Raw genomic sequence first — 22,568 nt, 5'->3', positions numbered from 1 at the left:
CGAGTCTAGCTTGAATGGGGGCATATGCCTCAGCGCCGCTGGTTTGTTAGTGATTTTTTTTGTGCCGATTTTTTGCGTTCTCAGGATTTTTTGGCGCGTGATGACGGAGGCTTTCACAATCTGGTAACAAAACTGGCGGAACACTTCGGTATTGTCCAAAACTTTGATATAATTAGCGGTGACTTTTTCACTAGGAGAATTAATAACGCGGATGGCAAATATCATTGAAGTGAAGCATCTTTCATATAAATATGGCGAAGAACAACGGCCGGCGTTAAAGGACGTTAGTTTCGACGTACACGCCGGTGAGTGGTTAGCCATTGTCGGACACAACGGGAGTGGTAAATCGACCTTAGCGAAGTCCCTAGACGGCTTATTGCCGTTCACTGAAGGCACCATCACCGTGGATGGCGTCAAATTAACGCCGGAAACCGTTTGGGACGTTCGCAGTAAGATTGGCATGATTTTCCAGAATCCTGACAATCAATTCGTCGGTGCGACCGTTGAGGATGATGTTGCCTTTGGACTGGAGAATCGCCAAGTGCCACGGACCACAATGTTGCCCCGTGTTAAGGCGGCACTGGCTGAAGTTGGTATGGCTGACTTTGCGCAACGTGAACCCAGCTCACTGTCTGGCGGGCAAAAGCAGCGGGTCGCGTTGGCTGGGATTGTAGCTATTGCACCAGAAATTCTGATCCTGGATGAGGCAACCAGCATGTTGGATCCCCAGGGACGAAGTGATATGTTGGCGCTGGTTCGTCAGCTACGGGAACGGCAACATCTAACGGTGATTTCTATCACGCATGACATTGACGAGGCCGCTGGAGCTGACCGCATTTTAGTCATTGACGATGGGCAGCTGATTGAAGAAGCGCAGCCGGCGACAATTTTTGCGCGGGGGGCAGGTCTCATTGAGATGGGACTTGATCTACCGTTTACAGCAAAATTAAAACAGGCCTTGCAACAGCGCGGCATCACCCCCCCAGCGGGGTACCAAACGACGGCGGAAATGGAGGAATGGTTGTGGCAATCTCTTTCGAACACGTAACCTATACGTACCAGGCTGGCACACCCATGGCTCACACCGCCATCGAAGACGTTTCCTTTTCGGTGCCCGATCACGGCTACCTAGCCATCATTGGGCATACTGGGAGTGGCAAATCGACGCTGATTCAGCAGCTGAATGCGTTGTTCAAACCCACTGCCGGGGAGATTCACGTGGATGACTTTACCGTGACGCCGAGTACGACCAATGCGGATCTCAAGCCGTTGCGGCAACACGTGGGCATGGTGTTTCAGTTCCCCGAAAGCCAGTTATTTGAGGAGACCATTCGCAAGGATATTGCCTTCGGGCCCCAAAATTTTGGCATGAGTGAGACAGACGCCAATGCGTTGGCCGACGAAATGTTAACCACAGTGGGGCTTGATGCGAGTTATGCTGAGCGGTCACCGTTCGAGCTTTCTGGCGGGCAGATGCGTCGGGTCGCCATTGCCGGTGTTTTGGCGATGCGGCCGCAGGTGTTGGTGTTAGACGAGCCGACCGCGGGACTCGATCCCCAGGGGCGACAAGCGATGATGGCGTTGTTTGAGCGGCTTCACCGGGAGCAGGGGCTAACGATTGTGTTGGTCACTCATCAGATGGAAGACGTCGCCCAGTATGCCGAGCAGGTCGCCGTGATGCGTGAGGGCAAGCTCGTGAAGTATGGCCAGCCACAGGAGGTCTTTGCGGACCCCGATTGGTTACGAGCCAATCAGCTGGATGTTCCTCGAGCGGCTCAGTTTGCGCAGCGGTTGGCTCAGCGCGGATTGACTTGGGACCCCTTACCGCTGACGGCTGAACAGCTAGCTGATCAGATTACGGCACGGTGGCCAGCAAAGGGGGCCGACCATGTCTAAATTTATCTTTGGGCGGTATTTGCCGTTGAATTCGGTCGTTCATCGACTGGACCCCCGGGCAAAACTGATGTTGAGTTTCTGCTATATTATTTTAGTCTTTCTCGCGAACAATCCCTTGAGTTATGCGATTCTGATTGCGCTGACGATTGGGTCGATTCTCGCGTCTAAAATTAGTTTGGGCTTTTTCCTGCGGGGGATTCGGCCGCTACTGTGGTTGATCGTCTTTACCGTGATTTTACAGCTATTGTTCAGCCCGGTTGGCGGGCATGCGTACTTTCACTGGGCCTTTATTAATGTGACCCAGTTTGGCCTGATCAATGCGGGCTATATTTTCATTCGTTTTTTGCTCATTATTATGATGTCAACCTTGCTGACGCTGTCGACGCAGCCCCTGGACATTGCGACCGGCCTGGCTTCTTTGATGAAACCCTTGCGGTGGGTTCGGGTGCCCGTGGATACGCTGGCCATGATGCTGTCGATTGCGCTGCGGTTCGTGCCGACGTTGATGGATGAAGCTGAGAAGATTATGAATGCGCAGCGGGCCCGAGGGGTGGACTTTGGCGAAGGTGGTCTATTTAAACAGGCCAAGTCTCTGATTCCGTTGATGGTGCCCCTGTTTATGAGTGCCTTTAACCGGGCCGAAGACCTCTCGACGGCGATGGAAGCGCGGGGGTATCAGGACAGCGAGCACCGCACGCAGTATCGTATTTTAACGTGGCAGAAGCGAGACACGATTACGTGGTTATTATTTTTACTTGGATTTGCGGCGATTCTCGCTTGTCGTCGTTGGTAGGAGGATCTGATGCAACGTTATAAAGTAACTTTTATGTATGATGGGACTGACTTCGCTGGTTTCCAGCGGCAGCCGCACAAACGCACGGTGGAGAGCGTTTTGACGAAGGTCATCAACAAAATGGCCAAGAATCCAACGCCCGCCATCGTCATCTACGGATCAGGGCGGACCGACGCTGGGGTCCATGCCTTGGCGCAGGTGGCCCATTTCGACTTTCCCTTTGACATCCCCGCGGAGAACATGCGCAAGGGCTTAAACAGCATGTTACCGATGGATATGGAGGTCACCAAGGTCGAGTTGGCCGCACCAGACTTTCATGCGCGCTACAACGTGTCAGGCAAGCGGTACCTTTACCGGATGGACATGGGGGAGTTCCGCAACCCTTTCAAACGAAATTATACTGGCCAGTGGAAATTTCCCGTTGATTTGGAAAAAATTAAGCTTGCCTTGGCGGACTTAATTGGGGAACATGATTTTACCAGCTTTGTGGCCTCTGGAGCGCAGACACGAACCTTTGTCCGGACCATTTACGAGGCTACTTGCCACATCGATCAGGCCAACAATGAATTGGTCTTTGAATTTTATGGCAATGGCTTTATGTACAATCAAGTGCGGATCATGGTCGGCGTCCTAGTCGAAATTGGCTCCGGGACGCGGCCCGTGCATGATATTTTACGTTTGTACAAAGTCAAGGACCGCAAGCAGGCTCGGCGAACGGTGCCAGCGGCTGGACTATATTTGAAACACGTGTATTATCAAGGAGAGGACCCGGCGCATCCGACGAAATTACCCCAACATCAGCGGTAAATTTCGTTCGGGGGACAAACAATCATTGACTTTATGGGTAAAACTTTGTATTATGGTTGTTGGTATTGTTTGCCCCACGATAAGCCCCGGAAAGTTTACTTGGTGTCAGACAAACACAGATTTATGGAGGAATTTAACGTGCGTACAACTTATATTGCAAAACCTAGCGACATTGATCGCAAATGGTACATTGTCGACGCAACCGACGTTAGTTTAGGTCGGCTTGCTTCAGTCGTTGCATCTGTATTACGTGGTAAGAACAAGCCAACGTTCACCCCTAACGTGGACACTGGTGATAACGTAATCATCATCAACGCTAGCAAAGTCGCTTTAACTGGTCGTAAGGCTACCGACAAGATTTACTATCACCACACTGGTTTTCCTGGTGGCTTAAAGTCACGGACTGCCGGTAACTTCCGGGCCGAAAACCCAGAAAAGTTGATCGAAACTTCTGTACAAGGCATGCTTCCTAAGAACTCCTTAGGTCACCAAATGGCATTGAAGCTTCACGTGTATGCTGGTGAAGACCACAAGCACGAAGCACAAAAGCCAGAAGTATTAGACATTACTAACCTTATCTAAGGAGGAAAACCAAATTGGCACAAGTTCAATATCGCGGCACTGGCCGTCGTAAAAACTCCTCTGCTCGTGTACGTTTAGTACCCGGCTCAGGCAAAATTGTTATGAACAACAAGGCAATCGAAGATTACATTCCATTCGCAAGTATCCGTGAAGTTGTTTTACAACCATTCAACGTTACGGAAACGCTCGGTAACTATGATGCATTAGTTACTGTTCGCGGTGGTGGGTTCTCCGGTCAAGCCGGCGCAACTCGTCATGGGATTGCTCGGGCATTGCTCGAAGTTGACCCAGATTTCCGTGGCCCATTGAAGCGTGCGGGTCTCTTGACTCGTGACGCTCGTATGAAGGAACGGAAGAAGCCAGGTCTGAAGAAGGCACGTAAGGCTTCACAATTCTCAAAGCGTTAATATTTCGATATTTTCGATTTGGAAATCCTCACCATTCAGTTGGTGGGGATTTTTTTGTGCGATGCAGTCAACCGTTTGGGAGGTCAGTGGCCTGACTGGAAATGGGTATTGTTTTCCCCGCGTGATTGTCTTAAGCTGAAGAGAATAGCGAATAGGAATGGGAAATTATGGAAAAAATTACGCATTCAAGATTATTTGATACATTGTCCAAAAAGATGGTGTGGGGGTTCATCTTCCTGATTACGATTGGCACAGTGCTACTGAGTCTGCCTATCGCCACCAACGGGATGCGCGGCACCGCCTTTATTAATACCTTATTTACGGCGACCTCGGCCACCTGTATCACCGGGCTCACGGTCGTCAACACGGCCGAACACTGGTCTTTTTTTGGTCAGGTGGTTATTTTGGGCTTGTCCGAAATTGGGGCCTTGGGATACATGACCTTCGCCGTGCTCCTCTTTAACATCATTCGGCGCAACCTCGACCTGTCGACGCAGCTGATGGTGAAGGAATCCCTGAATTTGGAAAATTTGAGCGACACCAAGAGCGTCATGAGATACGTTGTCGGCCTCTCTGCGCTCTTCCAACTTGGGGGTGCGTGTTTACTCACGTTTGACTTTATTCCGCGTTACGGGTGGAAACGGGGCCTGTATGCGTCGGTCTACCACGCGGTGATGTCATTTTGTAACGCCGGGTTCGATATTTTTGGAAACAGCCTGATGGGCTTTCGCGATGACTCGTACCTCCTGATTGTCACGATTATTCTGATTATTGGTGGGGGACTGGGCTTCCTGGTTTGGCGGGACCTCCTGCTGTATCATGAGCGCAAACGCCTGAGCCTGAACTCGAAGTTGACGTTGGTCACGACCGGCACGCTGTTCGTCGTTGGGTTTGTCCTATTGCTGATCACGGAGCGGGACCTCTCGTTGTTGCCGAAGAACACGTCCTGGTTCAACCGGACCGTCAATACGCTGTTCCTCAGTGTCACACCACGAACCGCGGGGCTGATTACCTTGCCGACGAATGACCTACAGTCCGGGAGTATCTTTTTGATTATGATTCTGATGTTTGTTGGTGGGACGCCCGGATCGACTGCCGGGGGGATCAAGACCACGACGTTTGGGGTCTTGATGCTCCAAAGTATTGCCCAATTACGGGGCAAGAAGGACGTTGAATTCAGTCGCCGGCGCTTTAGTCAAACTAACATTAGTCGGGCGTTGTTACTGGTGTTCCTGGCCAGTGTTGTGATTGTCGTGGCCACGCTGATCTTGACACAGACGGAAAAGATTCCGAAGGGCTTTGGGCTCGAGTACATCGTGTTTGAAGTGCTGTCGGCGTTTGGGACCGTGGGGCTGAGCCTGGGGTTGACCCCACATCTAACGGTGATCGGTAAATTAGTGATCATGATGCTGATGTTTGTCGGTCGGGTCGGTATTTTCACGTCGCTGTACTCGCTGTCTAAGCGGCAGACCAAGGTCAACCTGATTCGTTATCCAGAAGAAAACATTTTAATTGGTTAGGAAGGTTTTACCATGACAAAGAAAAGTTTTGCGGTCCTGGGGCTCGGCCGCTTCGGTCAGAGCGTCGTGCAAACGCTCGTGGAGGCGCATCAAGACGTGCTTGCAGTGGACGTTCGCGAGGAACCGGTCAACGAAATGATGGACATCGCCACGCAGACGTTGATTGCGGATACCCGCGATGAGGACGTCTTGCGCGGTCTGAACATCGACACCTTTGATTACGTCATTGTTGGCATCGGCAATAACATGGAAGCCAGCATTTTGACGACCATGTTGACCAAGGAACTCGGCGCCCAGAAGGTGATTGCCAAGGCCGAAACCAGCGACCACGGCCGCGTATTGAAGCGTGTGGGGGCGGATCAAGTGATCTTCCCCGAACGCGACATGGGGCACAGCATCGTGCGTAAGCTCCTGTCGAATCACATCTTGAACTTCATTGATCTCAGCGATGAGTACACGCTGGCCGAAGTCGTCATCACCGACCCGAACTTTGTGAATCAGGACCTGGTCAAATTAAACCTGCGGCAACGCTTTGATTTGACCGTGATTGCGATTCAACACGGCCACGCCATCAACATCTCCCCGCAACCCACGGACATCGTGCAGCTGCATGACGTACTCACGGTGGTCGGACCCATTGCCAACGTTGAGAAGCTGGATGAGACGTTAAAAAAATAAATTTCTACAATAGAAAAGTCACGTTTCAAATAACCGGTTAGCGGCTATCTGAAACGTGACTTTTTAGTTAGGATTAAAGTAAATGAATCCCGTTGGCTTCACATTTATCGATCATTTCTTGAGGCCACAGGGCAGCTTGAACTTCACCGACGTGGGCCTTACCCAGCAATAACATGCAGAGACGGGATTGACCGATCCCACCACCAATGGTGTAAGGAACCTCTTCGTTCAAGACCATTTGGTGATAAGGGAGGCTGAGGCGGTCTTCGGCGTGAGCCAGCTTCAGTTGACGCTTCATGGAAGCAGCGTCGACCCGGATACCCATGCTGGAGATTTCGATGGCTTGTTGTAACGGTTCGTACCAGAACATGATGTCCCCGTTTAATTGCCAGTCATCGTAGTCGGGTGCGCGGCCGTCGTGACGTTTGCCACTCTTTAGGGCGTCCCCAATCTTCATCAGGAAGACGCAACCGAGTTTCTTGCTAATGGCATTCTCGCGTTCCCGCGGCGTCATGGTTGGGTACATGTCTTCCAATTCTTGCGTTGTGATGAAGTGAATCTCGTCTGGCAAGTGGTGTACGGCCTCGGGGAACTTGTACCAAACTTCGTGTTCCATGTGCTTGATCACCTTGAAGATGGTCCGCACCGTTTGCTTCAACGTGGCTTCGGTCCGTTCTTCCTTGGTGATGACCTTTTCCCAGTCCCATTGGTCCACGTAAGCGGAGTGGAAGTTGTCGAGGTCTTCGTCTTTACGGATGGCGTTCATGTTGGTGTACAGGCCTTCATGCAGGTTAAAGCCGTAACGCTTAAGAGCGACCCGCTTCCATTTTGCCAGGGAGTGGACGATTTCAATCGTGTCGTCGGCGCCCATGTCGGCCATGGTGAAGGACACGGGCTTTTCGATGCCGTTCAGGTTGTCGTTTAACCCAGTGGCTTTTTCCACAAACATGGGGGCGGACAGGCGAGACAGGTTCAGTTGCTTACCGAATTCTTCTTGGAAAGTTTCCCGAATGTAACGAATGGCAGTCTGCGTTTCCCGAACGGATAACTTTGGATCGTATGATTTTGGAATAATTAAATGCATAAGCTTTTTCTCCTTCTTGGGGCCTGATTTAAGATAAAACAAAAAGGTTTTCCATCCCTTGTGTAAAATCAAGGGACGAAAAACCTTTTCGCGGTACCACCCAAGTTGTCGATCCAAATGATCGGCCAGCTCAATCAGAGTACAAACATACTCCACCGATGGTAACGTACCGGTTAACGGCTTACCCTAGCGTGACAGCGTCATTTCAGGAAGCAACTAAGAAAGTGTTTTTCGGAAAAATCAAGCACTGATTGGGTTTGCACTAAGTCCCAACTCACTGACAGGCTGATTAAACTTACTCCTCTTTCCTGCGTTTTTTATCTTGTGGCATTAATACTAGCACCATTTTGAAAATTGTAAATGCCTAAATTAGAATTTAGCGAGATTTTTTCTGGTTGGTCCCTCATCAAATAAACGGCACTAGTAGAAGAAAATGATCGGCCAAAAAATGTTATTTTTTTTGAGAACGGTGCCGCAATGGGGCTAAAATGGGTGTTTTGATAATTAAAATTATCAGAGTTTAAGATTCCCTGTAGGCGGGTGAAAGGGTCTAGACCCATCGTTAGTTGGCAGGGTATGCTGGGAATAATTTAAGGGAGTAGGGGATGACCAGCATGCACGTTGAGGACTTATTCATCATGGCCGGCCAGTTGAATGGCGCGGCCAAGGCGTTGGAATTTGGCAGTACCATGACTGAGCGGATTCACCAACAGGAGGTTTCCCATGAAAATGACCGATGACCAGTTGAAGGTCCTGATTCGCACGATTATTGTTCAGCTACGGGCCGCCGGTGTTCACGTGCGCGTCACTAGTCATCGGACCCCCAGCCTGTATTTACACCTGGACCATGATGTGTTGAAAGAGATTCGCATCAGTGATCATCACATGGGGCAAAAGTCCAAGCACCGGGTGGGGTATGACATCCTGATTGACCGGGACCGTCATCGCAAATATTCTGCGGCAACACGGTGTGTGGAATACGGTGCGAACAATGCGGCAACGGTCGTGACCAAGGTGATTGCTGACCGGGATCACAAGGTACAGGCGTTGGGGCCGCGGAATTATCAGCGACTGGTGCAACTGGCCCAACGGCATCCCCAGCTCCCCCACAAGGAAGCAGCCTTTGAGAATAAGCTCAGCACTTTTCTAGATATGGCACCGGTTGGTGGGGGCCGCCGGGAACGGCCGCGGATTTAGTACCGCTTTCTGAGAGATTAATGGCGTCAACCATCCCGCACGAGCTTTAGGGACAAAATCAGCAATTAAGCCCACAGTTATCCGCTTTCAGGCGATTTTTCACTTGACATTGCGACCAAATGAAATTAGACTATGATAATTGGTTTAATCAAATTCTCATTAATCATTTGGAAGGAGGGGTCGACTTGGGACGACCAAAGCAACTCTTTATTAAGAAACAGGTGCAGACGGATTTATACAAGAAAACGGGTCTGGAAAAGACGCTGACGGCGTTTAGTCTGACCACCATGGGAATTGGGGCCATCGTGGGGTCCGGAATCTTTATCACGCCCGGCCTGATTGCCGCCAACTATACCGGACCCGGGGTCATGTTGTCCTACCTGATTGCCGTTGTCGTTTGTGCAATGGCTGCCCTGTGTTACTCCGAGTTCTCTTCTACCATCCCGCTTGCCGGGAGTGCGTATACCTATGTTTACGCGGTCTTTGGTGAGTTTGCGGCCTGGATTCTCGGGTGGGCGCTTATTTCTGAATACCTATTTGCGGTGTCCTCGGTGGCTGTGAGCTGGTCCTCTTATTTCCAGAACCTCTTAGCCGGTTTTGGTTTAAAACTCCCACCGTTCCTGCAGGCTGCGGCCGGGACCGCTGGGGTTAAGGGCGGCGGCATCGACGTCGTGGCCTTAGTCATTACCATGTTGGTGGCCTGGTTGCTCTCGAAGGGCATTCGGGAGTCGGCCAAGATCAACAACATCATGGTGATCGTTAAAATCTTGGTTATTTTATTATTTATCGGAATTGCTATTTTTTACGTTAAACCAGCGAACTACAATCCGTTCTTACCCTTTGGAACGAGCGGTATCTTCAAGGGGGCGGCCGTGGCATTCTACGCCTACATCGGGTTTGATGCCGTGTCGACCGCTAGTGAAGAAGTCAAGAATCCCAAGCGCAACATGCCGATTGGGATTATCAGCTCGCTCTTGGTGGCCGCCGTTCTGTATGTGAGTCTGTCGGCCGTCTTGGTTGGCGTGGTGCACTACACCAAGCTGAACGTGGCCGATCCCGTGGCCTTAGCGTTGACGTTGATCCATCAGAACTGGGCATCGGGCGTGATTTCCTTTGGGGCTATCGTGGGGATGACGACCGTGTTGATCGTGATGTCCTACGGAGGCACCCGGCTATTGTTTGCTATCAGCCGTGACGGCCTGTTGCCAGCTTCACTGAAGAAATTAAATCCGAAGACGCACGTGCCCGTGGCCAACACCTGGATTTTTGGGGCCATTGCCAGTGTCTTTGCGGCCGTGATTCCCATCGATAAGATTGCGGAATTGGTCAACATTGGGACGTTGTCGGCGTTTGCCATGGTTTCATTGGGAATCGTCTTCCTGCGCCATGATGAACGGTTTAAGAATCTGGACACCTCGTTTAAGGTGCCCCTGTATCCGTACCTGCCAATTGCCTCATTCCTGGCGTGTGTCTACCTGATGACGCAGCTGCAGGCCTTTACCTGGGAAGCCTTTGGCGTCTGGGTCGTCATCGGCCTGATTGTCTACGTGTCTTATGGGTATCACCACAGCCGCGTTCGAGAAATTTCACAAGCTGGGTAACGCTTTCATTTTTCGTGGTAGAATAGTTATAGACTTATCGAGAGGGATGACTTGATGCGTTACCTAGCAAGCCCAAGTTTAGATATTCGCCAAAATTTAGCGATTGAAACGTACCTGATGGAGCACGCCGATTTGACGGAACCCATCCTGTACTTCTATGTGAATTCACCGTGCATCATTGTCGGGCGTTATCAAAACGTCCTGGCAGAAATCAACCAACAATATGTGAAGGACCACAACATTATCTTGACCCGGCGGACGTCCGGTGGGGGCGCCGTGTACGACGACCTGGGGAACGTCAGCTTTAGCTTCATTACCAAGGATGACGGGGATGCCGTGGGCAACTTCAAGCGATTCACGGATCCCGTGATTAAGGCCCTTCATCAAATGGGCGCAACCGGTGCTGCCATGACGGGGCGCAATGACCTGACGATTGACGGTAAGAAGTTCTCCGGCAACGCCATGCACGTCGAGAATGGCCGCATGTTTTCTCATGGCACCTTGATGTATGACGTGGACCAGTCACAAATTGCCCACGCCCTACAGGTCCCAGCCGACAAGTTGGCGACTAAGGGTATCAAGTCCGTGCGGAGTCGGGTTACCAATTTGAAACCTTACTGTGCGCCCGAGTACCAACATTTAACCATCGAAGAGTTCCGGGACACCCTGGCCAAAGAGATTCTGGGTGTCAGCGATTTAAGTCAGGCCCAGCAATACGAGCTGACGGCGACCGATAAGGCTGGGGTGAAGGCCTTAGCCGACCAGTACTTTAACAATTGGGATTGGATCTACGGGAATGATCCGGCCTATTCGTTGACCCGTCGCCAGCATTTCCCAGCCGGCACCGTTGAGTTTGACCTCGATGTGGACCAGGGGAAAATCAAAGCCATCCAGATTCATGGGGACTTCTTTGGCCAATTGCCAATTGAAGAGGTTACCCAACAGTTGACCGGGATTCCGTACACGCCGACTGCGATTCAGGCGGTCTTTGATCAGTTGGATGTGGCTAGTTACTTTGGCAAGATTCCGGCCACTGACCTGGTCGATCTCTTGGCCAAGCAGCCTCAGGCTTAAGTGAAAGACGTCATCGAAGCGTTACTGTTGCGACGGTAGCGCTTTGCTTTTTTCTTAAGGTTCCGCAGAACTTAGGTCACGTTAAGACTTAACCCCTATAATGGTCAAGTCGATTATAAATAGAATCCGCCAGCCGTGACAATTCCGGCTGGGCTGAAAGGGTGGGTACCAAACCATGGAAATGGAAAAGCGGCAACGGCCGCGTCGTAAGAGACATCCAATTCGTAATATTATCATCATCTTGATCATTGCTTTAATCGGGGGTGGCGTGGCCTACGGGATGAAAAAGTACCAAGGCATCAAGGACAGCGTCGACCAGACCTACAAAGCCTCCGGGGTTAAGAAACTCCGGAACGTGAACCAGGTCTTAAAGGATAAGGAACCCGTGTCGATTCTCCTGATGGGGACGGATACCGGGGCCCTCGGTCGGACATTTGCCGGGCGGACGGATAGTATGATGGTGGTCACCATCAATCCGACCACGAATAAGACCACGATTACCAGTCTGGCACGGGATACGGCGGTCAACATCCCTGGTTACGAGGATTACGGGATTTCCAAGATCAACGCGGCCTATGCCTACGGGAAATCCAAGACGGCGATTACGACCGTGCAGGACATGTTGAACGTCCCAATTGACTTCTATGCCATCATCAACATGGGTGGGATGGAAAAAATCATTGATGAAGTTGGCGGGGTGACGCTAAAGCCAACCCTGAGCTTTAGCTACGGGGGTTACTCGTTTAAGAAGGGTGTTCAGACCCACATGAATGGGAAAAAGGCCTTGGCCTACTCCCGGATGCGTGACGATGATCCGCTCGGCGATTACGGGCGGCAAACGCGGCAACGGAAGGTCATCATGGCCTTACTTGGCAAGTCGAACTCAATTACATCGCTGTTAAATCAAAGCTTTATCAGTTCGTTATCCAAACAAACACAGACGGATCTGACCTTTAACGATTTGACGGCTCTGGCGACGAATTATCGTAAGGCAATCTCTAGCGTCAAGACGACTCACCTGCAAGGGACGAGCGAAACGATTAACGGCCAAAGTATGGAAGTGGCCTCAAAGACCGAGCTTCAGCGCGTGACGAATTACATTCGGAATGCCCTGAGTTTGGCCCACAAGTCCACGGGAACCATTGCCCAGATGGACGCCACGTCTGGCACGACTGGGAGCACGACAACGACCAGCTCTGACAATGGTGGCACGGGGGATTCCGGTAATGGTGGACCTGGTAACGGCTACTAAGGATAAATGAATTAGGCACGACAATCCACTAGGGGTTCTCGTGTCTTTTTTGCATGAAGGGAGTTTTGGTGATGAAAGAGTTGTTAGTAACCGGTGGCGCGGGCTTTATCGGGGCTAATTTTGTCCGATACGTGGTGGCCCACCAGCCCGACGTTCACGTGACCGTTTTGGATAAGCTGACCTATGCGGGTAACCGGGAGAACTTGGCTGGCTTGCCGGCCAATCGGGTGACCCTGGTGGTGGGGGACATCGCGGATGCCGTCATCGTTGACCGGCTGGTGCGCGACGCGGATGCGGTGGTCAACTACGCCGCTGAGAGTCACAATGACCGTTCGTTGCTGGACCCGGCACCGTTCATGCAGACCAATATTATCGGCACCTACACCTTGTTACAGGCCTGCCGACAGTATGCCGTTCGATTCCATCAGATTTCCACCGATGAAGTGTACGGGGACCTACCGTTACGTCAGGACTTGCCCGGACATGGTGACGGCTTTGGCGAAAAATTTACGCCCCAGTCGCGCTACAATCCTAGCAGTCCGTATTCGGCCTCGAAGGCCGGTGCCGACCTGCTGGTTCGGGCCTGGGTGCGTTCGTTTGGGCTCAGGGCGACGATTTCTAATTGTTCCAACAACTATGGACCGTATCAATACGTGGAAAAATTTATTCCCCGTCAAATTACCAATATCCTGAGTCACCGGCGGCCAAAACTATACGGGGCCGGTGCCAACGTCCGGGACTGGATTCACGTGGACGACCATTCGCGCGCCGTTTGGACCATTTTGACACGCGGCAAGGTGGGGGAAACCTACCTGATTGGCGCCAATGGGGAACGCAGCAATCGCGAGGTACTGGGACTCATTTTGAAGCTAATGGGCCAGCCAGCCGATGCTTTTGATTACGTGCACGACCGGCCGGGACACGATGTTCGGTACGCCATCGATGCCAGTTATCTCCAACAATCGTTGGGCTGGCAGCCACGCGTGACCGACTTCACGGCGGGCTTGCGGCAAACGATTGCCTGGTACCGGGCGCACGAAGCGTGGTGGCGCGGGGATAAGGAACGGGTGGAAGCTGGGTACCGGGAGAATGGCCAGTAAAAATAGCTAGATCATTAAACCCATTAAAAAATACGTCTCCGCCCAACAAAAGGGTAGAGACGTATTTTGCGTTAGCCTACTAAACGTTAGTAACCGCGGCTGACGTCGACACGGTTGACAGTCAGTTGACCATCGGCTTCCCAGCTCTTCAGGTTATCACTGAGGTAACCGAAGATTGGCCGGATGTTATCGACATCGAAGCCAGTTTGATGTGGCGTGATCAGGACGTTCGGGTAATCCCACAGCTTGGATTCGCGGGGAAGGGGTTCCGTCTCGAAGACATCCAAAGCGGCATTCAACACGTTTTGGTAAAGCAGTGCGTGCATGAGAGCCTGTTCGTCGACGGACTTTCCACGGCCGACGTTGACAAAAATTCGCACGCCATTTAATTTTTCAAAGTAAGCGGTATTAAAGTAATGAACGGTCGCCGGTGTCGCGGGCATGGCATTGATAATGACGTCGGCGTCCTTGACCAGCGCAGCGTCATCTTCCAGACTCACCGTGCCCTGGAAGCCAGAGACACCATGGCCAGAACGGTTGACGCCAAATGGGTAATTGCCAAAGCCGTTCAGCAGCTCGGCGATGTGTTGGCCGATGCTGCCGGTACCATAGATGACGACCTTCTGATTGGCCAATGTTGCCAGGTCAGACCGTGCGGGCACCTGCCAGAAATGGCCGGCCTGGTTCTTGACCGCGTCGTTAAAGTCACGCAGAAAGTAAAGTAAATAACCAATCGTCGACTCCGCGATAGCCGCAGAGTAGGCGCCACTTGCGTTGGTGACTTGAATATTGTGGGCGTTAATCCAATCGAGGGGCAGGTAATCGACACCCGCGCTAATGGTTTGAATCCAGCGCACGTGATTCTGCGGGTTCTGCAGAACGGCTGGACCGTGTTGCCCCCAGCCAAAGATGATATCAATATCCGTGGCGGTTTCCCACTCGCTAGCGGGAACCACGTCGACACCCAGGGATGTTAGGGCAGTGATTTGCGTTTGATTTAAGGTTGGAAAGGTTAATAATCGTTCTGTCATGTAAAAAACCTCCTTCGACGTTTGCCGTCCCCTCCATTTTAGCACGAGTTTGCCAGAAATCCCGCTAAAGCAGGGAGAACGCTTACATAAATAACACACATTGACTAAAGTGTCACGAAGACTAACAACTTAATTGCACACAAATTTCGAATGTAATCCATTAACTTTGGGTAGATTAGCGCCCAACCATTGCTTATTGACTTATCACTCGATATAATAGAGCCAAGACAGCAATTATTTATTTACACTAATAACGTTTGGGGAGGTTAGAAAAATGTTAAATCTTGGTCTGGATATCCTGGGCCTAGCGCGATTCCAATTTGGAATGACCACTGTCTTTCACTTCTTCTTCGTTCCATTTTCAATCGGCTTGGCCTTTGTCGTCGCCGTCATGGAAACCATGTATGCGATTAAGGGTGATGAGGATTACAAGAAGATGGCGCAGTTCTGGGGCAAAATGTTCCTGTACAGCTTCGCCGTTGGGGTGGTTACTGGTATTATTCAGGAATTCCAATTTGGGATGAACTGGTCTGAATACTCTCGGTTTATGGGGGACATCTTCGGGGCACCATTAGCCATCGAAGCGCTAGCAGCCTTCTTCATGGAATCCACGTTCATCGGGATGTGGATGTTTACCTGGGACCGCTTCAATAAGTGGGTCCACACGCTCTTTATTTGGTTAGTTATGTTCGGGTCTTCACTTTCCGCATTATGGATTCTGGCTGCCAACAGTTTCATGCAGAATCCATTGGGCTACATCATCAACCAACAAACGGGCCACGTTCAAATGGTCAGTTTTGGGGCTGTTTTGAGTAACCCCCAGCTGTGGAGTGAATTTCCGCACGTTATCTTCGGCGCTTTTGTTACCGCTTCCTTCGTCATTGCCGGCTGTGCCGCATGGCGTCTGCTGAAGAAGGATCACGTGACGTTCTACCGCAAGTCTTTGAACGTGGCGCTGGTCATTGGCTTAATCTTCTCCCTGGGGTCCATTGCCAGTGGGGATATTCAAAGTCGTTACTTAATCAACAACCAACCGATGAAATTTGCCGCTATGGAAGGGCTCTACAAGGACTCGACCAATAAAGGTGAATGGTCAATGGTTGCTGGATTCGACAACAAGCAACACAAGACGACTTGGTCCGTTGATGTGCCGTATGTCTTGAATTTGTTGAGTTACCACAAGACAACCGGGACCATCAAAGGGATGAACACGATTAACAAAGAGTTACATGCCAAGTACGATAAGAAATATGGTAATGACATTAACTACTACGTTCCAACCAAGACCTTGTTCTGGAGCTTCCGGATCATGTCAGGGGCGGGGGCACTGTTTGCCTTGCTCGCGATTGTCGGGTTGTTCTTTAACCGCAAGAAGTCGCAGCTGATTATGAATCAACGCTGGTTCCTCTACATCATGGGCCTGTGCCTATGGCTCCCATTTGTGGTCAACACGGCTGGTTGGTTCATCACTGAATTTGGGCGTTACCCTTGGGTCGTCTATGGCTTACTGACCATTGCCGACGCGGTTTCGCCAAATGTATCCGTTGCCTCGCTGCTGACATCAAACATTGTTTACTTCCTGATGTTTGCCGGCATGGGCCTGGTCATGATCGTTCTGTGTCACCGGACGTTGAAGGCTGGTCCTGATACTGAAAATACCGATGGGTATGCGGCGGGCGATACTGACCTTGATCCGTACTCAAAGGGGGCGTTCAACCATGACTAGCTATCAACTGATCTGGTTTATTTTAATCGGCGTGCTGTTTAGTGGGTTCTTCTTCCTAGAAGGGTTTGACTTTGGTGTGGGGATGCTCGTTAAGAGTTTCGCCAAGACCGAAGCCGAACGTGATGTTGTGATTCGCTCAATCGGACCGCACTGGGATGGGAACGAAGTTTGGCTGATCACCGCTGGTGGTGCCATGTTCGCCTCATTTCCAATGTGGTATGCGACCCTGTTCTCTGGCTTCTACCTGGTGCTGTTCTTAATTCTGGCCGCCCTGATCTTCCGGGGAGTCTCGTTTGAATTCCGGGCAAACATGCAGACGGCAACCTGGCGAAACTTCTGGGAGTGGGCTTCCACGATTGGGAGCTTCTGCGCAGCCTTCCTGTTTGGGATGCTGTTCACCGCGATGATTGCCGGGATGCCTATCGATAAAAATGGGGACATGACCGCGCACTTCTTCGACTACGTCAACCTGTTCTCCATCGTTGGTGGGGTAGCGGTCACCGTCTTATCCCTGGTTCACGGGTTAAACTTCATTCGGTTGAAGACGTCCGGTGAATTACGGGAACGGGCCTTGGCCTGGAATAAGATTCTGTACCCCGTCTTATTTGCGGGTGAAGTTCTGTTTGCCATTCTGCTGTACTTCTCAACCGACTTCTTTGCCAAGAAGCCACTGACGACCACGGCGATTGTGGTTGCCTTGGTCATCTTCACCTGCTTGGCTTACTGGGGTGTGTTGGGGAACCACGAGTGGCTGTCCTTTATCGGCAGTGGTTTGTCACTGGTCAGTGTGGTTGTCTTGATCTTCAATGGGTTATTCCCACGGGTCATGGTTGCCAACAATCCAGCGTACTCGCTGCTGATCAAGAACTCTTCTAGTTCACCTTACACGCTGCACCTGATGACCATCTTGGCGTTTAGCATCCTTCCAATCGTCTTGGTCTACTTCATCTGGAGCTACTGGGTCTTCTACAAGCGGTTGGCCTCACCTAAGCAAAACGCTTAATTTAAGTTAAATGCACCTGTTTGGTGCTCGGGTCCTCACGACTTTTCCAGCCGTGGGGATTTTTGGTTAAACCAGTCTTTGCCAGCGGGGCCGAGCTGGTGAAAACTGGGCCTGGGCCTGGGTCGTGTTGTGTTATAGTTCGTTCCCGACGGCGGATTCAAAGTGCCCGGCTATGGGGCCGGTTTCAGCCGAAGGGCGGGCTTTCACCTCAACTTTGAGCCAAAAGGCGGTCTCAAAGGTTGTCCCATGGACTAAGCCGAGTGAGAAACCTCGGCTAAGACCATCGACACAGCGGGGCACTTTGATCCGCCTCTGGTCACTGACGCGGACTTGGCTGGCCCAGTTTTCACCAGCCCTGTGGTTGGCAGTGACTTAACCTAGCATAGTGTGTGAGTGTGTTTCGTGAGGAGTGGCCTGGATTGTGTTGTGGTTCGTTCTCGACGGCGGATTCAACCTACCCCGCTATGGGGCCGGTTCCAGCCGAAGGGCGGGCTTCCACCTCAACTTTGAGACAAAAGGCGGTCTCAAAGGTTGTCCCGTGGGCTAGGCTGAGAAAGGACCTCAGCCAAGACCACCGACACAGCGGGGCACTTTGATCCGCCTCTGGTCACTCCCACGGCCGGCCCAGTTTTCACCAGCTGTGCGGTTGACAGTGATTTAACTTAGCGTGGTGTGTGGGTGTGCTTCTTGGGGAGCAGCACGGATCCGTGTTGTGGTTCGTTCCCAACGGTGGATTCAACCTGCCTGGCTATGGGCCGGTTCCAGCCGAAGAGCGGGCTTTCACCTCAACTTTGAGCCTGAGGAGCGGTCTCAAAGGTTGTCCCATGGACTTTGCTGGTCCAGTTTTCACCGGCTCTGCGGCTGACACTGGTTTAACCCGGTGGTGGTTGTGCCTCTTCAAGAGGAAAATCGATACATATTGAAGACCGATTCTGAGTAAGCGAAGTAGATACTGAGGACAATTGTTGCCACAACCGGTTGGCTTGGCGGTTGACGTCAAGTGAAGCCGGAGGCAGCTAGATGCGCACGCCTGTGTCGGTGCTCTTAGTTCGGCTGGGGTTGCCGGACTTAGAGCACGGGCCGCTTGGAAGATTCACGGGCTTAGTGAAGCTTCCAAACGAGGGTGAAGACCGCACTATGGCTTCAGCCGGGCCCCATAGGCGGGGCGTATCTAGCTGCCGCAGGCGAGAACGCCAACGCACAACTCACCAAAGCTCAACCAATTGTAACCAACTAAATTGCCAAAAAGATGTTGGGAAGCGGCGATTGGTAGCGCTTAGATACCTAAAAAATGCTATCATGGCAGTATGAGTTATCACTTGTTGTGAGGGGGCTTTATTTTGATTGATTCACGAGTTTTTAAATTTCCGGGTGTGAAACCGGCCGCGGCGATTGAGGCGGTACTGACGGTGATTCAAGCCATTATGATTATTATTCAGGCGCAGTACTTGTCGGCCGCAATTGTTCAGCTCTGGAAACAACAGCCGATTGACACGATTGTCGAGCCGTTGGCGGTGTTTGCGGTCGCCTTCCTGGCGCGTCATTTGTTGACACTCTTAAAGGATTGGCTAATGTATCCGTTTGTCGAACGAACGACTAAGAAATTGCGGAAGGACTTTATGGCCAAGCTGTTTGACCTGGGTCCCAGCGTGGTGGCCGAAAAGGGGACTGGAAACGTGGTCACCATGGGCCTGGAGGGTATCGACAAGATTCAGACCTACCTGATGATGATCATCGGGAAGGTGCTGGACCTGTCGATCACGCCCTGGCTGGTGCTGATTTACATTGCCTTCATCCAGTGGAAAGAGGCACTGTTCCTATTGGCTATCTACCCGTTGATTATTATCTTTATGATTATCTTGGGGCTCGCGGCCCAGGCCAAGGCCGACCGGCAATATGCCGGCTACCAACGACTATCCAATCACTTTGTGGATACGCTGCGGGGTCTGCCAACCCTGAAGCAGTTGGGCTTGAACGAAAAGTATGCGGACAACGTCTATCAAGTCAGTGAGGATTATCGTAAGAAGACCATGGCGACCCTGACGATTGCCATGACGTCAACGTTTGCGTTGGACTTTTTCACGACGCTGTCGATCGCCATTATTGCCGTTTTCTTGGGCTTTGGCTTGATGAATAATTCGATTCAACTCCTGCCAGCATTGGTCATTTTGACCCTGGCACCAGATTATTTTGCCCCAATTCGAAACTTTGCTAACGACTATCACGCGACCCTGAACGGGAAGAATGCGTTGACAGCCGTGCTGGATATTTTACAACGCGAAACGCCGAGCGACCGGGAGCTCTTACCGGCCCGCGAGCCCGTGTGGACGGCTGACGACGACGTGCGCTTTGATCACGTGAATGTGGCCTATGGCGAGGATGCGGCGACGCTAAAGGATATCACGTTTGACGTCCATGGCTTTCAAAAGGTCGGCATCATTGGGGCCTCTGGTTCCGGGAAGTCGACCCTGATCAACACGTTGGGCGGCTTTCTGAGCCCCCAAGATGGACAGATTCACGTTCGGGGAACCCAGGTGCCACACCTCGACCAGAAGGCCTGGCAACGCAGCTTCGTTTATATTCCGCAGGCGCCATACCTGTTTCATGCCAGCTTGCGGGACAACCTGGCCTTCTATGCGCCGGATGCGAGCGAAGCGGCCGTCAATGCTGCTGCCGCCAAAGCCGGATTGACCGACTGGATTGCCTCCTTGCCGGCCGGCTTGGACACTCAGATTGGTGAAGGCGCGCGAGGCGTCAGCGGTGGCCAGGCCCAACGGATTGCGTTGGCTCGCGCCTTCCTGGACGATTCGCGGCGAATCCTGCTATTCGACGAACCCACGGCGCACTTGGATATTGAAACCGAAGTGGAATTGAAACAAACCATGATGCCGGTCTTTGCGAACCATTTGGTGTTCTTCGCGACGCACCGGCTCCATTGGATGAATGAAATGGATTATATTTTAGTGATGGACCACGGCGAAATCGTGGAGCAGGGGACCCCTGCCGAGCTTCAGGAGCGAAACGGCGCCTACGTTCGGTTGCGGTCTGAAATGGAAGGAGCGACGACACGATGAAGGGATTTTTTGCGACATTTAAGCACGATCACTGGGTCATGCCGTACCTGCGACGCTACCGAAAACTGTTGGCGCTGGTTCTATTTCTGGGCTTCATGACTTTCTTCTGCGGGGGCGCGCTGATGTTTAACTCCGGCTACCTGATTAGTCGGGCCGCCACCCATCCGTACAACATCTTGATGATTTACGTACCCATCGTGCTCGCCCGGGCCTTTGGGATTGGCCGGCCAGCCTTTCGTTACGCGGAACGGCTGACCAGTCACAACTGGGTGTTGCGAATCGTTTCGGACTTTCGGAAGCGGCTGTATCAGGCCGTGGAAAAGCAAGCGGTTGCCATTCGCCAAACACACCAGACGGGGGATGTCCTTAGTATCTTAGCCGAAGACATCGACCACATTGAAAACCTTTATCTGCGGACGGTCTTTCCCCTAGTGATTGGTTGGCTGCTATATCTATTCGTGGTCATTGGTATCGGCTACTTCAACTGGGCGTTTGGCCTGTTGATGCTGCTACTGCTGGGTGTGATTGTCATCTTCATGCCGCTGTTGTCCGTGACGGTAAACGGTCGCCGCGAGTTCCAAGCACGCCAGGTGCAGCGGAACTTTTATACCAAACTGACCGATTCCGTGCTGGGCTTGGGCGATTGGCTGATTTCTGGTCGGCGGACGGCCTTCCTGGCACAACAGGACCAACCCATCGATGAGATTGCCACGCTGCGGCGGGCCGACCACCATTTTCAGTGGTGGCGCAACTTTGCCATTCAGGTCGTCTTCGGGGCAGCGGTCGTGCTGATCGTTTGGTGGGCCGGATTGACGTTCACGCACAATCAGGCCGAAGCCAACTGGGTCGCCGCCTTTGGGCTGGCACTTTTCCCAACCGTCGAACCGTTCTCAAGCATGAGCCAAGGGGTCAGCGAGTGGCCGGTCTACAAGGATTCCATCGAACGGGTCAACCGCTTGGATGAAAATGAACCGGAACAGGCGCCACAAACCACGATTAACGGGGCGCCGACGTTACAGCTGGACCATGTGGCCTTCACGTATCCGGGGGCCGAGCGCCAAGTCATTGATGATCTGTCCTTAGAGCTCCATCCGGGTGAGAAATTAGCCTTGCTGGGTCCCAGTGGGACGGGGAAGAGTACGCTCCTGAAGTTAATTTTGGGGGATGAAACGCCGGCGAGTGGACAGGTGACGCTCAACGGGGTACCGATTGCTCAGTTACAACAGCAGCGGGCACAACTCTTTGGCGTGCTGGATCAGCAGCCGTACCTGTTCGACACGACCGTGATGAACAACGTGCGCTTGGGGAATTTAAACGCGACCGATGCGGACGTTCACGCGGCCGTCAAAGCCGTTGAACTGGATGACCTGATTGGGCGGCTGCCTCAGGGCTATGACACGGAAGTCCAGGAGGCCGGGAGTCGGTTCTCTGGCGGAGAACGCCAACGGCTATCCTTGGCGCGGATTCTCTTGCAGGACGCGCCCATCATCATCTTGGATGAGCCAACAGTGAGCCTGGACCCGATTACCGAACAACACTTGCTGGACACGGTCTTTAGCGTGCTCCACGACAAGACGATTATCTGGGTCACGCACCATTTGGCAGGCATCAACCACGTCGATCAGGTCCGCTTCATTGAAAACGGCCGCTTCGACATGCAGGGGACGCCAGCCGAACTGTACCGGGACAATGCCCGATTTAGAGCGTTGTACGACTTGGATCGCGGAAAGTAAATTTGTACAC

At 52.0% G+C, this 22,568-nt stretch carries 20 protein-coding genes; 18 read left to right on the top strand and 2 right to left on the bottom strand.

Annotation, left to right across the window (positions count from 1 at the left end; translation table 11 throughout):
* Positions 1-211 precede the first annotated feature (211 nt).
* From JUF13_RS01650 to JUF13_RS01615, 8 genes are all read left to right on the top strand, one after another.
* On the top strand, positions 212-1,048 hold the full coding sequence (locus tag JUF13_RS01650) for an energy-coupling factor ABC transporter ATP-binding protein (protein WP_203637441.1): 837 nt from the start codon (positions 212-214) through the stop codon (positions 1,046-1,048).
* Entirely contained in the window at positions 1,024-1,896 is an 873-nt protein-coding gene (locus tag JUF13_RS01645; protein ID WP_203637440.1) for an energy-coupling factor ABC transporter ATP-binding protein, read from the top strand. The genes JUF13_RS01650 and JUF13_RS01645 overlap by 25 nt, the downstream gene beginning before the upstream one ends.
* Positions 1,889-2,689 carry an energy-coupling factor transporter transmembrane component T family protein gene (locus JUF13_RS01640; RefSeq protein ID WP_203637439.1) on the top strand — a complete coding sequence of 267 codons (801 nt, stop codon included), beginning with the start codon at positions 1,889-1,891 and terminating at the stop codon, positions 2,687-2,689. The genes JUF13_RS01645 and JUF13_RS01640 overlap by 8 nt, the downstream gene beginning before the upstream one ends.
* Positions 2,690-2,698: 9 nt before the next feature.
* Positions 2,699-3,496: a tRNA pseudouridine(38-40) synthase TruA gene (gene truA / locus JUF13_RS01635; protein ID WP_203637438.1), complete on the top strand. Its 798-nt coding sequence runs from the start codon at positions 2,699-2,701 to the stop codon at positions 3,494-3,496.
* A 138-nt stretch (positions 3,497-3,634) separates the two neighbouring features.
* Positions 3,635-4,078, top strand: a complete 444-nt coding sequence (gene rplM, locus JUF13_RS01630) for a 50S ribosomal protein L13 (protein ID WP_125765139.1) — start codon at positions 3,635-3,637, stop codon at positions 4,076-4,078.
* Positions 4,079-4,092: 14 nt separating this feature from the next.
* Entirely contained in the window at positions 4,093-4,485 is a 393-nt protein-coding gene (rpsI, locus tag JUF13_RS01625) for a 30S ribosomal protein S9 (protein ID WP_011668466.1), read from the top strand.
* A gap of 167 nt (positions 4,486-4,652) precedes the next feature.
* The gene (locus JUF13_RS01620; protein WP_125765138.1) at positions 4,653-6,005 is read left to right on the top strand and encodes a TrkH family potassium uptake protein; all 1,353 of its coding nucleotides are present in this window, start codon (positions 4,653-4,655) and stop codon (positions 6,003-6,005) included.
* A 12-nt stretch (positions 6,006-6,017) separates the two neighbouring features.
* A complete protein-coding gene (locus JUF13_RS01615; RefSeq protein WP_203637437.1) occupies positions 6,018-6,683 on the top strand; it encodes a potassium channel family protein in 666 nt (221 codons plus the stop codon).
* 73 nt (positions 6,684-6,756) lie between these two features.
* Here the strand turns inward: JUF13_RS01615 and asnA are convergent, their stop codons facing one another.
* Entirely contained in the window at positions 6,757-7,767 is a 1,011-nt protein-coding gene (gene asnA / locus JUF13_RS01610; RefSeq protein ID WP_125765136.1) for an aspartate--ammonia ligase, read from the bottom strand.
* Between the two features lie 605 nt (positions 7,768-8,372).
* Here asnA and JUF13_RS14480 point away from each other — a divergent pair.
* The 6 genes from JUF13_RS14480 to rfbB all read left to right on the top strand — a co-directional run bounded on the left by JUF13_RS14480 (position 8,373) and on the right by rfbB (position 13,991).
* Complete coding sequence (locus tag JUF13_RS14480; RefSeq protein WP_263972794.1) at positions 8,373-8,507, top strand: hypothetical protein; 135 nt, start codon at positions 8,373-8,375, stop codon at positions 8,505-8,507.
* A complete protein-coding gene (locus JUF13_RS01605) occupies positions 8,491-8,964 on the top strand; it encodes a hypothetical protein (RefSeq protein ID WP_203637436.1) in 474 nt (157 codons plus the stop codon). Before JUF13_RS14480 ends, JUF13_RS01605 begins: the two co-directional genes overlap by 17 nt.
* Before the next feature lie 185 nt (positions 8,965-9,149).
* Positions 9,150-10,565, top strand: coding sequence for an APC family permease (locus JUF13_RS01600; RefSeq protein ID WP_203637435.1), 1,416 nt, complete (start codon positions 9,150-9,152; stop codon positions 10,563-10,565).
* A 54-nt stretch (positions 10,566-10,619) separates the two neighbouring features.
* Complete coding sequence (lplA, locus tag JUF13_RS01595; protein ID WP_203637434.1) at positions 10,620-11,639, top strand: lipoate--protein ligase; 1,020 nt, start codon at positions 10,620-10,622, stop codon at positions 11,637-11,639.
* 175 nt (positions 11,640-11,814) lie between these two features.
* On the top strand, positions 11,815-12,891 hold the full coding sequence (locus JUF13_RS01590; RefSeq protein WP_225893610.1) for an LCP family protein: 1,077 nt from the start codon (positions 11,815-11,817) through the stop codon (positions 12,889-12,891).
* Between the two features lie 71 nt (positions 12,892-12,962).
* Positions 12,963-13,991: a dTDP-glucose 4,6-dehydratase gene (gene rfbB / locus JUF13_RS01585; protein ID WP_203637433.1), complete on the top strand. Its 1,029-nt coding sequence runs from the start codon at positions 12,963-12,965 to the stop codon at positions 13,989-13,991.
* An 86-nt stretch (positions 13,992-14,077) separates the two neighbouring features.
* Here rfbB and JUF13_RS01580 read toward each other — a convergent pair whose 3' ends face one another.
* Positions 14,078-15,022: an NAD(P)-dependent oxidoreductase gene (locus JUF13_RS01580; RefSeq protein ID WP_203637432.1), complete on the bottom strand. Its 945-nt coding sequence runs from the start codon at positions 15,020-15,022 to the stop codon at positions 14,078-14,080.
* Between the two features lie 274 nt (positions 15,023-15,296).
* On the opposite strand from JUF13_RS01580, the gene JUF13_RS01575 reads away from it, so the two are divergent.
* The 4 genes from JUF13_RS01575 to cydC all read left to right on the top strand — a co-directional run bounded on the left by JUF13_RS01575 (position 15,297) and on the right by cydC (position 22,558).
* Positions 15,297-16,748 (top strand): cytochrome ubiquinol oxidase subunit I, encoded by a 1,452-nt coding sequence (locus tag JUF13_RS01575; RefSeq protein ID WP_125765128.1) that lies wholly within the window; start codon positions 15,297-15,299, stop codon positions 16,746-16,748.
* Complete coding sequence (gene cydB, locus JUF13_RS01570; protein WP_125765127.1) at positions 16,741-17,751, top strand: cytochrome d ubiquinol oxidase subunit II; 1,011 nt, start codon at positions 16,741-16,743, stop codon at positions 17,749-17,751. Before JUF13_RS01575 ends, cydB begins: the two co-directional genes overlap by 8 nt.
* A gap of 1,340 nt (positions 17,752-19,091) precedes the next feature.
* A complete protein-coding gene (gene cydD / locus JUF13_RS01565; RefSeq protein ID WP_203637431.1) occupies positions 19,092-20,825 on the top strand; it encodes a thiol reductant ABC exporter subunit CydD in 1,734 nt (577 codons plus the stop codon).
* Positions 20,822-22,558 carry a thiol reductant ABC exporter subunit CydC gene (cydC, locus tag JUF13_RS01560; protein WP_203637430.1) on the top strand — a complete coding sequence of 579 codons (1,737 nt, stop codon included), beginning with the start codon at positions 20,822-20,824 and terminating at the stop codon, positions 22,556-22,558. Before cydD ends, cydC begins: the two co-directional genes overlap by 4 nt.
* The last annotated feature ends 10 nt before the right edge of the window (positions 22,559-22,568 follow it).

Source organism: Levilactobacillus wangkuiensis (assembly GCF_016861605.1).
GTDB classification, from domain to species: domain Bacteria; phylum Bacillota; class Bacilli; order Lactobacillales; family Lactobacillaceae; genus Levilactobacillus; species Levilactobacillus wangkuiensis.
Note: the sequence above shows the minus strand (reverse complement) of the source record. Positions and strands in the feature narration are given on the sequence as shown.

Excerpts from the sequence above, each read along its gene's own strand:
- JUF13_RS01650 (WP_203637441.1), top strand. The coding sequence starts at position 212 with ATGGCAAATATCATTGAAGTGAAGCATCTTTCATATAAATATGGCGAA.
- JUF13_RS01640 (WP_203637439.1), top strand. The coding sequence starts at position 1,889 with ATGTCTAAATTTATCTTTGGGCGGTATTTGCCGTTGAATTCGGTCGTT.
- truA (WP_203637438.1), top strand. The coding sequence starts at position 2,699 with ATGCAACGTTATAAAGTAACTTTTATGTATGATGGGACTGACTTCGCT.
- JUF13_RS01620 (WP_125765138.1), top strand. The coding sequence starts at position 4,653 with ATGGAAAAAATTACGCATTCAAGATTATTTGATACATTGTCCAAAAAG.
- JUF13_RS01615 (WP_203637437.1), top strand. The coding sequence starts at position 6,018 with ATGACAAAGAAAAGTTTTGCGGTCCTGGGGCTCGGCCGCTTCGGTCAG.
- asnA (WP_125765136.1), bottom strand. The coding sequence starts at position 7,767 with ATGCATTTAATTATTCCAAAATCATACGATCCAAAGTTATCCGTTCGG.
- JUF13_RS14480 (WP_263972794.1), top strand. The coding sequence starts at position 8,373 with ATGACCAGCATGCACGTTGAGGACTTATTCATCATGGCCGGCCAGTTG.
- JUF13_RS01605 (WP_203637436.1), top strand. The coding sequence starts at position 8,491 with ATGAAAATGACCGATGACCAGTTGAAGGTCCTGATTCGCACGATTATT.
- lplA (WP_203637434.1), top strand. The coding sequence starts at position 10,620 with ATGCGTTACCTAGCAAGCCCAAGTTTAGATATTCGCCAAAATTTAGCG.
- JUF13_RS01590 (WP_225893610.1), top strand. The coding sequence starts at position 11,815 with ATGGAAATGGAAAAGCGGCAACGGCCGCGTCGTAAGAGACATCCAATT.
- rfbB (WP_203637433.1), top strand. The coding sequence starts at position 12,963 with ATGAAAGAGTTGTTAGTAACCGGTGGCGCGGGCTTTATCGGGGCTAAT.
- JUF13_RS01580 (WP_203637432.1), bottom strand. The coding sequence starts at position 15,022 with ATGACAGAACGATTATTAACCTTTCCAACCTTAAATCAAACGCAAATC.
- JUF13_RS01575 (WP_125765128.1), top strand. The coding sequence starts at position 15,297 with ATGTTAAATCTTGGTCTGGATATCCTGGGCCTAGCGCGATTCCAATTT.
- cydB (WP_125765127.1), top strand. The coding sequence starts at position 16,741 with ATGACTAGCTATCAACTGATCTGGTTTATTTTAATCGGCGTGCTGTTT.
- cydC (WP_203637430.1), top strand. The coding sequence starts at position 20,822 with ATGAAGGGATTTTTTGCGACATTTAAGCACGATCACTGGGTCATGCCG.